The organism is Achromobacter sp. 1012554356 (assembly GCF_059760815.1).
This window is the reverse complement of the sequence record NZ_JCBANC010000072.1, coordinates 18,830-28,927: the sequence shown is the minus strand read 5'-3', so window position 1 is coordinate 28,927 and position 10,098 is coordinate 18,830. Positions and strand designations below refer to the sequence as shown.

The following is a 10,098-nucleotide window of genomic DNA, read 5'->3' as shown; positions in this document are numbered from 1 at the left end:
CCGCCCTTCATTTCCCCGGCCTGCGGGCCCTGCCCGCGCCAGAACACTCTTTACGCAGCAACACCATGAACAGCATCGTCAACGCCCGACTCAAACAGATCAAACCCTCGCCCAGCATGGCCGCCAAGATCGTCGTGGACGAACTCCGCCGCCAGGGCCGCGAGATCGCCGACTTCACGCTCGGCGAGCCCGACATGCCCACGCCCGCGCACATTGCGCGCGCCGGCCAGGACGCCATCGCGGGCGGCGACATCCGCTACACCAGCCCGAACGGCACCGTGGGCCTGCGCAAAGCGATCGCCAACAGCCTGGAGCAGACCGTGGGCGTGCGCTACGGCATGGACCAGATCACCGTGGGCGCGGGCGCCAAGCAGATCATCGCCGCCGCACTGACCGCCAGCCTGGAGCCGGGTGACGAAGTGATCGTCTGCGCGCCGTACTGGGTTTCCTATCCGGACATGGTGCTGCTGGGCGAAGGCAAGCCGGTCGTCGTCACCGGCCCCGAGTCGCAGGGTTTCAAGCTTGACGCCGCCACGCTGGAAGCCGCGATCACGCCGCGCACGCGCTGGCTGATCCTGAATTCGCCGAGCAACCCCAGCGGCGCGGTCTACAGTGCCACCGAGCTGCGCGCGCTGACCGACGTGCTGGTGCGCCATCCCAACGTGTGGATCCTGAGCGACGAGATCTACGCGCCGTTCACCTACAGCGGCCAGGCCCACGCCTCGCCCGTGCAGGTCGAGCCCAAGCTGGTTGAGCGCACGCTCATCGTCAACGGCATGTCCAAGTCCTACGCGATGACCGGCTGGCGCGTCGGCTACGGCGCAGGCCCCGCCGACCTGATCAAGGCCATGAGCACCGTGATGTCGCAAAGCACCTCGTGCCCCAGCGCGATCTCGCAAGCGGCGGCTCAGGCAGCCCTGGAAGGCGACCAGTCCAGCGTCACGGAAATGGTCGAGATCTTCAAGAAGCGCCGCGACCTCATCGTGAGCCGCCTGAACGCCATCCCCGGCATTTCATGCGCCATGCCGGACGGCGCGTTCTACGTGTACGCCAACGTGCAGGGCCTGATCGGCAAGAAAGGTCCCGACGGTGAACTGAAGACGGACCTGGACGTGAGCCTCTTCTTCCTGCGCGAAGCGGGCGTGGCCGTAATCGACGGCGGTTCGTATGGCCTGTCGCCGTACGTGCGCTTCTCGTTCGCGACCTCAACCGAGGTGATCGAGCAAGGCATGGACCGCCTGACTGTCGCGGTCAGCGCCCTGATGGCGGGCTGAACCGTGGCGCAGCACACCGCTCAACACCCGGTGCAGCGGCCGCCGCGCCGGGTCTCCTGGAATGATCCGGCCACGCGGGCGCTGGTCTACCAGGCGCTGGCCCTGGCGCTCGTCGGGGCCGCCGTCTGGTTCCTGGTGCACAACACGCTGCACAACCTGTCGATGCGCAACATCGCGACGGGTTTCGGCTTTCTCAACCGCGAAGCGGGTTTTGCCATCGGCGAATCCGTCATCGCCTACGCACCCGCCGACACCTATGGCCGCGCCATCTTCGTCGGCGTCCTGAACACGCTGCGCGTGGGCCTGCTGGCCCTGGTCGCGGCCACCATTCTGGGCGTCTTCATCGGCATCGGGCGTCTGTCCAAGAACTGGCTCGTCAACAAGATCACCTCCGTGTACGTCGAGGTGATGCGCAACGTGCCGCTGCTGTTGCAGCTGTTCTTCTGGTACGCGCTCATTACCGAGAACATGCCGGGTCCCCGGCAGGCCCACAATCCGCTTCCGGGCGTCTTCATCTCCAACCGCGGCCTCAAGGTGCCGGGGCTGGAAGGCGCGTCGCTGGACTGGGTGCTGGGCGGACTGGGGCTGGCCATCGTGGCGATCATCGCCGTGGGGCATTGGGCCGCAAAACGCCAGGAAGCGACGGGGCAACCGTTCAAGCTGGGACGCACGGCCATCGGCCTGCTGGTCGCATTTCCGGTCATCGGCTGGCTCGCCAGCGGCGCATCGCTGACGCTGGACATGCCCGCGCTCAAGGGCTTCAACTTCGTTGGCGGCCTGACGCTCTCGCCGGAGTTCGTCGCCCTCTTTCTGGGGCTGACCGTTTACACCTCGGCCTTCATCGCCGAAGTCGTGCGCTCGGGCATTCAGGCCGTCAACAACGGCCAGTGGGAAGCCGCCGGTTCGCTGGGCCTGCCGCGCCGGCTGGTGCTGCGTCTGGTGATTCTGCCGCAGGCGCTGCGCGTCATCATTCCCCCGATGACGAGCCAGTACCTGAACCTGCTGAAGAACAGCTCGCTGGCGGTGGCCATTGGCTATCCGGACATCGTGTCGGTGGTGAACACCACCCTGAACCAGACGGGCCAGGCCATCGAGGGCATCCTGATCATCATGGGCGCCTACCTCACGGTCAGTCTGTCGATATCGATATTCATGAACTGGTACAACAAGCGCATCGCGCTGGTGGAGCGTTGAGATGAGCAGCACTACGCAAACCCTGGCCGCGGACGTCGCGCCGCCCGGCGCGCAAAGCGGCGCCTGGGCATGGATGCGATCCCGCCTGTTCTCCTCGCCGCTCAATATCCTGATCACCGTGCTCCTGGCATGGTGCCTCTTGATGGCCGTGCCGGCGCTGGTGGAATGGGCCTTCATCAAGGCGAGCTTCGACGCCACCAACGCGCAGGAATGCCGCGCCGCGGGCGGCGCCTGCTGGGCGTTCATCGTTGAAAAGCATCGGCTCATCCTCTTTGGCACCTATCCGTTCGACGAGCAATGGCGTCCGCTGATCGCCACCGGCATCCTGATCGCGGTGATCGTGGCCAGCGGCATGCGCCGTTTCTGGAACGGCAAACTCGCGCTCATCTGGACGCTGGGCCTGGCTGCCGTGTCCGTGCTGATGTGGGGCGGCGTGTTGGGCCTGACCTACGTCGAAAACGCCCGTTGGGGCGGCCTGCCGCTGACGTTGATTCTGGCGACCTTCGGCATTGCCTTCGCGTTTCCGATCGGCGTGCTGCTGGCGTTGGGACGCCGCTCGAAGATGCCGGCCATCAAGGCGCTGTGCGTCGTGTATATCGAGCTGATCCGCGGCGTGCCGCTCATCAGCCTGCTGTTCATGTCGTCGGTCATGCTGCCGCTCTTCCTGCCCGAAGGATTCACCATCGACAAGCTGCTGCGCGCGCAGATCGCGATCATCATGTTTGCCGCAGCCTACATCGCGGAAACCGTGCGCGGCGGCCTGCAGGCCATCCCGAAGGGGCAGTACGAGGGCGCGGATTCGCTGGGCCTTAACTACTGGCAGCAGATTCGCAAGATCATCCTGCCGCAGGCGCTCAAGATCGTGATCCCTCCGCTGGTGGGCATCTTCATCAGCCTGTTCAAGGACACGTCGCTGGTCGTGATCATCGGCATCTTCGATCTGACGCTGGCAGCCAAGGCGGCCCTGTCCGACGCGGCATGGCGAGGTTTCGGGGTGGAGGCCTATCTCTTCATCTCGCTCATCTACTTCGTCTTCTGCTATTCCATGTCCAAATACAGCCGCGCGCTCGAGCAGCGCCTGGCCACCGGGCACGCCCGGTAAACCCGAAGGAGAACAGGCATGTCCGATGCCATCATTCGTCTGCAGGACGTGAACAAGTGGTACGGCCAGTTCCACGTGCTGCGCAACATCAATCTGAACGTGGCCCAGGGCGAGCGCATTGTGGTGTGCGGCCCGTCGGGCTCGGGCAAGTCCACGATGATCCGGTGCATCAACCGACTGGAGGAACACCAGAAGGGCCAGATCATCGTCGACGGCACCGAGCTGACCAGCGACTTGAAGCACATCGAAACCATCCGCCGGGAAGTCGGCATGGTGTTCCAGCACTTCAATCTGTTCCCGCACCTGACGGTGCTGGAGAACCTGACGCTGGGCCCGATGTGGGTGCTCAAGCAATCGCGCGCCCAGGCCGAAGCCACGGCCATGAAATACCTGGAGCGCGTACGCATTCCGGATCAGGCCGCCAAGTTTCCCGGGCAGTTGTCCGGCGGGCAGCAGCAGCGCGTGGCGATCGCGCGGTCGCTTTGCATGAACCCCAAGGTCATGCTGTTCGACGAGCCCACGTCGGCGCTGGATCCGGAAATGGTCAAGGAAGTGCTGGACGTGATGGTGACGCTGGCGCAGGAAAGCGGCATGACGATGATCTGCGTGACGCACGAAATGGGCTTTGCCCGCAAGGTCGCCAACCGCGTGATCTTCATGGACCGCGGCGAGATCATCGAGGAAAACAATCCGGATGATTTCTTTGACCATCCGCAGAGCGAGCGGACGAAGCTGTTTCTGAGCCAGATCTTGCACTGAAACGCCGGAACATCGCCGAGCAGTTCTTCAAGCCGCCTTCTTGCAAGGCGGCTTTTTCGTTTGGGGGGATCGGTTGGCGGGGGCCGGTGTCTGACACCCTGTGACGGTCATCATCAACTTGCCACGGCAGGTTGGCGGGTGTCAGACACCTAGCTCGGCGGCACTGCGGCGGGTGTAAGACGCCTGCGGCAAGGTGTCTGACACCCTGTGACGGTCATCATCAACTTGCCACGGCAGGTTGGCGGGTGTAAGACGCCTGCGGCAAGGTGTCTGACACTCTGTGATGGTCATCATCAACTTGCCACGGCAGGTCGGCGGGTGTCAGCCACCTAGCTCGGCGGCACTGCGGCGGGTGTAAGACACCTGCGGCAAGGTGTCTGACACCCGTGTGAGATGGCCTTGAAGCTGCCGCGGCCGTTGGCCGGGTGTCTGACACCGTCTCCCCAATACACCGCACAAAGAACCAGATCAGGGCGCAGCGCGGGGCCATCCCCCCGGAATGCGTATTAGTGATTTGAATATGCCGCTGCAGCCCCGCCGCGGCGAATCAGAAATCAGATATCAACATGAGAATTCAATCGTTCTAGCGTGACGGCGCATCGGCCAGACTGCGTCTTTCTCTAAGCGCATACAGGAATACCGATGTCCCTTCCTTCAGTCACGGGCCTGGACCACTACATCATCCGGGTCAACGACCTGCAGGCGGCGACCGACCGCTACGTCAAGCTGGGATTCAGCCTGGCCCCGCAGGGCAGGCACCATCGCGGCACGCGTAATCAGACGATCATCCTGGACGCGAATTACCTTGAGCTGCTGACCTTCCCCGAAGACCTCAAGGCGCAGGCGCGCTTCGGCGGGTTTGACGACACGTACGAAGGCCCGGTAGCCACCGCCTTGCAAACCACCGACAGCACCGCGGTCCACGCGGAACTGGCGACGCTGGGCATCGACGCCGAACCGCCCATCAGCGGCGGGCGTCCCGTGCATCTGCCCGAAGGCAGCGAAGACGCTGCCTGGAACAACACCCAGTTTCCGGCAGGCCTGCTTGGTGTGCCCGACTTCTTCACGTGCGGTCACCTGACGCGCCATCTGGTGTACCGCCCCGAATGGCAGGACCATGCCAACGGCGCGCGCCGCATCGAGGCCTTGATCGTCGTGCATCCCCAGCCCCGTTCGCTGCGCGAAGGCTACGAACGCATCTTTGGCCCCATCGCCACCAGCGACCTGCCCGACGACGGCCTGCAGGTGCGGCGCGGCAGCCTGCGTATCGACTTCCTTGCGCCCGCCGCCTTTGAGCAGCGCTACCCGCAGGTACGAGTGCCCACGAACCTGCCCGCCGCATCGCAAGGCGGATGGTTTGCCGGCTCGGTGATTGGCGTTCGGGATCTGGACCAGACACGCGCGCTGTTCGATGCCAACCAGGTGAAGTACCGGACGAATGCGCGTGGCGAACTGGTGGTGTCGCCGGACGACGCGGGCGGCGCGTTGCAGGTCTTCGTGCAGGAGGTGTGAGATGAGCCAGCCCCTGACCGATTACTGGGACTGCTTTGCCAACGACTATTCGTCCGCGCGCCAAGCCTTCGTCGACGACGCGGCCGCACGCGGGGCCGCGTTGTTCCGCTATGAACATCCCACGCTGAAGGACCCGCAGGGCGATGCCTTGAGCGTGGACGTGGCCATCCTGGGCCGCCGCGATGCGCCGCGCACGCACCTGGCGATCAGCGGCACCCACGGTTTGGAAGGCGCGGCCGGTTCCGCTGTGCAGCGGGCATGGCTGGCCGCCGACGGCGCGCGGCCCCTGCCCGATGACGTGAACGTCGTCCTGGTGCACGCGCTGAACCCATATGGCTATGCCCACGACACCCGCACCACGGAAAACAATGTCGACCTGAATCGCAACTTCGTCGACCACACGCGCCCCTATCCCGCCAATCCGCACTACGCCACGCTGCATCCGCATCTGATTCCGGCGCAGTGGACCGAGTCCACGCACGAGGCCGCGGCGCGGGCGCTGGATACGTTCAAGACCACGCACGGCGCGGATGTGCTGTTCAACGTGACCGCCAGCGGCCAGTACACGCATCCGGACGGGCTGGTCTTCGGCGGCCAGGGGCCGGAATGGTCCAACCGCACACTGCGCCGCATCGTCGACGAGCACCTCGCGGCCAGCGAGCGTGTCGCGTTCATCGACTGGCACACCGGCATTGGCGATTACGGCGAGCCCTTTTTCCTGTGCTTCAACGACGAAGACAGCGCGGAGCAAACGCTGGCCGCACGCTGGTGGGGAGCTGAACGCGTGCGCGGCCAGCGTCCGCACGGCTTGGCGCGCCCCGATTATCAAGGGCTGGTGTTCCGCGGCGTGCAGCAGGCGCTGGGCGATCGCCCGCTGGCCGGCGCGGTCGTCGAATTTGGCACGCGCGGCCTGCAGATGCGGTCCGCGCTGCGGCTGGATCAATGGCTGCGCTTCAAAGCACCGCAGGCTCCAGACGACGCGCGCGATGCGCAACTGCGCGCGGACCTGGTCGACGCATTCGTCCCCGTATCCAGCGTATGGCGGCGCAGCGTCGTGGTGCATGGCCTGCACATCACGCGCCAGGCCATCGACGGCGTCGCGGGCTGGTGACTTCTTTCCTCTAAATCCTCCTCTATCTGGCATTCATGAAAGCGATTGTTTTGCGTGAGCACGGCGGCAACGACAAGCTGCGCCTGGAACCCAACTTCCCCGATCCCGTGGCGGGTCCTGATGACGTGGTGATCCGCGTCAAGGCCTCGTCCCTGAACTATCACGACGTCTTTACCCGCCGCGGCATGCCCGGCATCAAGCTGCCCTTCCCCGTCATCATCGGCCTGGACGTAGCCGGCGAGATCGTGAAGACCGGCGAAAACGTGCGCGACTGGAAGGCCGGCGACCGCGTCCTGGTCGACCCGATCGACCGCGTGGACGGCGGCCTGGTCGGCGAGACCATCCACGGCGGACTGGCCGAGCTGTGCCGCGTGCCCGCGCACCAGCTCCTGCGCCTGCCCGACCAAGTCAGCTTCGAGCAGGCCGCCGCGCTGCCGGTGGCCTACGGCACCGCGCTGCGCATGATGAATCGCATCGGCCAGGTGCAGGCCGGCGAAAAGGTGCTGATCCTGGGCGCCAGCGGCGGCGTGGGCGTGTGCGCGGTGCAGCTCGCCAAGCTGGCAGGCGCCGAGGTCATCGCCTGCGCCGGCACCCCTGAAAAAGGCGAGGCCCTGCGCGCCCTGGGCGCCGACCACATCATCCTGTACACCGAGGAAGACTTCCTGAAGGCCGTGCAGGAACGGTTCGGCAAACCCTCGCGCCGGCGCGGCGGCAAGCCGGGCGGCGTCGACGTGGTGGTGAACTTCACGGGCGGCGACACGTGGGTCAAGTCCCTGCGCTGCCTGCGCCTGGGCGGACGCCTCTTGACCTGCGGCGCGACAGCGGGCTTCGATCCCAAGGAAGACCTGCGCTACATCTGGACGTTCGAGCTGCAGATCCGCGGCTCCAACGGCTGGGACCGCGACGACCTGCACGAGCTGCTGGCGCTGGTGCGCGACGGCCGCCTGCGCGTCGAAGTGGACCGTGTGTGGCCGCTGGAACAAGGCGCCGACGCGCTGGCCTCGCTGGAAGATCGCAAGATCGTCGGCAAAGTGCTGGTGGCGTCATGAGCGCGCTGCTGAATGCCGCCGACATCCAGGCCAAGTTCGACGGGTCGCCCTTCATTGCGTGGCTGGACCTGTCGGTGCGCGACGTCGACCACGAACAGGGTGAACTGACCGTGGTGGCGCCCTTCCGTCCGGAGTTCGAACGCGGCGCGCAGAGCGGCCAATGGCATGGCGGCCCGCTGGCGGCCGTGATCGACACGGTGGGCGACTTTGCCGTCGGCATGTTGCTTGGACGCGGTCTACCCACCATCAACTTCCGCGTCGACTATCTGCGCCCGGCCATCGATACGTCGCTGACGGCGGTGGCGCGCGTGCGCCGCAACGGCCGCAGCGTGGGCGTGGCCGACGTCGACCTCTACAACGACCAGGGCGCGCTGGTGGCCATCGGCCGCGCCACCTACGCGACGCTCAGCCAGGGCTGAGCCGCGCATTCAAGACAAGGAATACCGTCATGACACAAGCCACGCGCGCCGGACGGCGCGCCTTCCTGACCCGCTCCGCCGCCGGCGGCCTGGCTGCGGCCAGCCTGGGCGTCGCGCCCCGCACGCTGCTCGCCGCCACCGACCGCCCCGGTTCCGACGCGGGCCCCGCCCGCCGCGGCGGCACGCTCGTCGCCACGTGGGGCGGCCTGGAGCCGCAAGCCCTGTTCGTGCCGGGCGGCGGCGGCTCCAGCCCGTTTCAGACCTCCACCAAGATCCTGGAACGCCTGCTCAAACTGGATGCCGACCTGAAGTTCCAGCCCGCGCTGGCCCTGTCCGTCACGCCGGCCGCGGACTTTCGCAGCTACACGATCAAACTGCGCGAAAACGTCACTTGGCACGACGGCACGCCGTTCACGTCGGCCGACGTGGTCTATAACGTGCTGCAACACTGGAAGCCCATTTCCGCCGGCATTGCGCTCAAGTCGCTGACGGAAGCTACGGCGCCGGATCCGCACACGGTTGTGCTGACCTTCAACGCCCCGGTGCCCGAGTTCTTCCTGAAGTCGACCCTGTCCGGCCAATACCAGCTGCTGGTGCCCAAGCACCTCTATGACGGCAAGGACCTCATCACCAATCCGCTGAACAACACGCCGGTGGGCACGGGCCCATGGAAGTACGGCAAATGGGTGCGCGGCAGCCATGTCGAATACCTGCGCAACGACAAATACTGGAACGCCACGCAGCCGAACCTGGACAAGCTGGTGATCCGCTGGTGGGCCGATCCGGCCTCGCGCGGTGCGGCGCTGGAAACCGGCGAACTGGGCCTGGCCTATTCCAACCCGGTGCCCGCGCGCGACATCGACCGGCTGGTCAAGACCGGCAAGGTCGTCGTGGACACGCGCGGCTACCAGAACACCGCCTGGACGGTCACCGCCGAGTTCAATCAGCGGCGCGACATCGTCAACCGCCGCGAGGTCCGCCAAGCCATCCTGCACGCCATCGACCGCCAGTTCATCGTCGACACCATCTACTACGGCCGCGGCAAGCCCGCGATTGCCCCCATCTTCAGCAGCAATCCGCTGTTTTTCACCGAGGACGTGCCACGCTATGCCTTCGATCCCAAGAAGGCGGCCGCGCTGCTGGACGCCGCCGGCTTGCCGGTCAAGGACGGCAAGCGCTTTACCGTCAACCTGCTGGCCGCGGCCTGGTTCGAGGAAAACGCCAAGCTCGGCCAGTACCTGAAGCAGGCGCTGGAAGACGTGGGCATCGCGGTGAAGCTGGATTCCGTGGACCGCGCCACCGCGCTCAAACGCATCTATGGCGAATACGACTACGACATCGCGGTGTCCAACTTCACGTCGCCGCTGGAGCTGGTACCCACCGTGACACAGTTCTTCACGACCGACGGCATCGTCAAAGGCGCCGCGTTCCGCAACGCCACGGGCTATTCCAGCCCCGAGATGGATGGCATCGTCGGCAAACTCGCCGTCGAAACCGATCCGCAGGCGCGCCGCAAGCTGGCCGCGCAGTTCGCCCGCCTGGCGTCCACCGACGTGCCGATCGTACCGCTGGTGGAAATCCAGTCGTTCACGCTGGCCGGCAAGAACGTGCGCAACTTCACGACCGGCGCCAACGTCCAGGGCGAAACCCTGGCCGACGTCTGGCTGCAGGCCTGAGG

Annotated in this window: 9 protein-coding genes; all 9 read left to right on the top strand. The window is 65.8% G+C overall.

Annotated elements, in window-relative coordinates; all coding sequences use genetic code 11:
• Positions 1 to 65: 65 nt before the first annotated feature.
• Positions 66 to 1,274: an aminotransferase class I/II-fold pyridoxal phosphate-dependent enzyme gene (locus tag AC6LJW_RS26195; protein ID WP_498088705.1), complete on the top strand. Its 1,209-nt coding sequence runs from the start codon at positions 66 to 68 to the stop codon at positions 1,272 to 1,274.
• A 30-nt stretch (positions 1,275 to 1,304) separates the two neighbouring features.
• On the top strand, positions 1,305 to 2,468 hold the full coding sequence (locus AC6LJW_RS26190) for an amino acid ABC transporter permease (protein ID WP_082578815.1): 1,164 nt from the start codon (positions 1,305 to 1,307) through the stop codon (positions 2,466 to 2,468).
• A 1-nt stretch (position 2,469) separates the two neighbouring features.
• On the top strand, positions 2,470 to 3,570 hold the full coding sequence (locus AC6LJW_RS26185; RefSeq protein ID WP_498088704.1) for an amino acid ABC transporter permease: 1,101 nt from the start codon (positions 2,470 to 2,472) through the stop codon (positions 3,568 to 3,570).
• An 18-nt stretch (positions 3,571 to 3,588) separates the two neighbouring features.
• Positions 3,589 to 4,329: an amino acid ABC transporter ATP-binding protein gene (locus tag AC6LJW_RS26180; protein WP_056318048.1), complete on the top strand. Its 741-nt coding sequence runs from the start codon at positions 3,589 to 3,591 to the stop codon at positions 4,327 to 4,329.
• 642 nt (positions 4,330 to 4,971) lie between these two features.
• Entirely contained in the window at positions 4,972 to 5,841 is an 870-nt protein-coding gene (locus tag AC6LJW_RS26175; RefSeq protein WP_498088703.1) for a VOC family protein, read from the top strand.
• 1 nt (position 5,842) lies between these two features.
• Positions 5,843 to 6,952 (top strand): M14 family metallopeptidase, encoded by a 1,110-nt coding sequence (locus tag AC6LJW_RS26170; protein WP_498088702.1) that lies wholly within the window; start codon positions 5,843 to 5,845, stop codon positions 6,950 to 6,952.
• Between the two features lie 35 nt (positions 6,953 to 6,987).
• The gene (locus AC6LJW_RS26165; protein WP_056561437.1) at positions 6,988 to 8,001 is read left to right on the top strand and encodes a quinone oxidoreductase family protein; all 1,014 of its coding nucleotides are present in this window, start codon (positions 6,988 to 6,990) and stop codon (positions 7,999 to 8,001) included.
• Entirely contained in the window at positions 7,998 to 8,420 is a 423-nt protein-coding gene (locus AC6LJW_RS26160) for a PaaI family thioesterase (RefSeq protein WP_056561438.1), read from the top strand. The genes AC6LJW_RS26165 and AC6LJW_RS26160 overlap by 4 nt, the downstream gene beginning before the upstream one ends.
• Before the next feature lie 29 nt (positions 8,421 to 8,449).
• Positions 8,450 to 10,096, top strand: coding sequence for an ABC transporter substrate-binding protein (locus tag AC6LJW_RS26155; protein ID WP_427984863.1), 1,647 nt, complete (start codon positions 8,450 to 8,452; stop codon positions 10,094 to 10,096).
• Positions 10,097 to 10,098 lie beyond the last annotated feature (2 nt).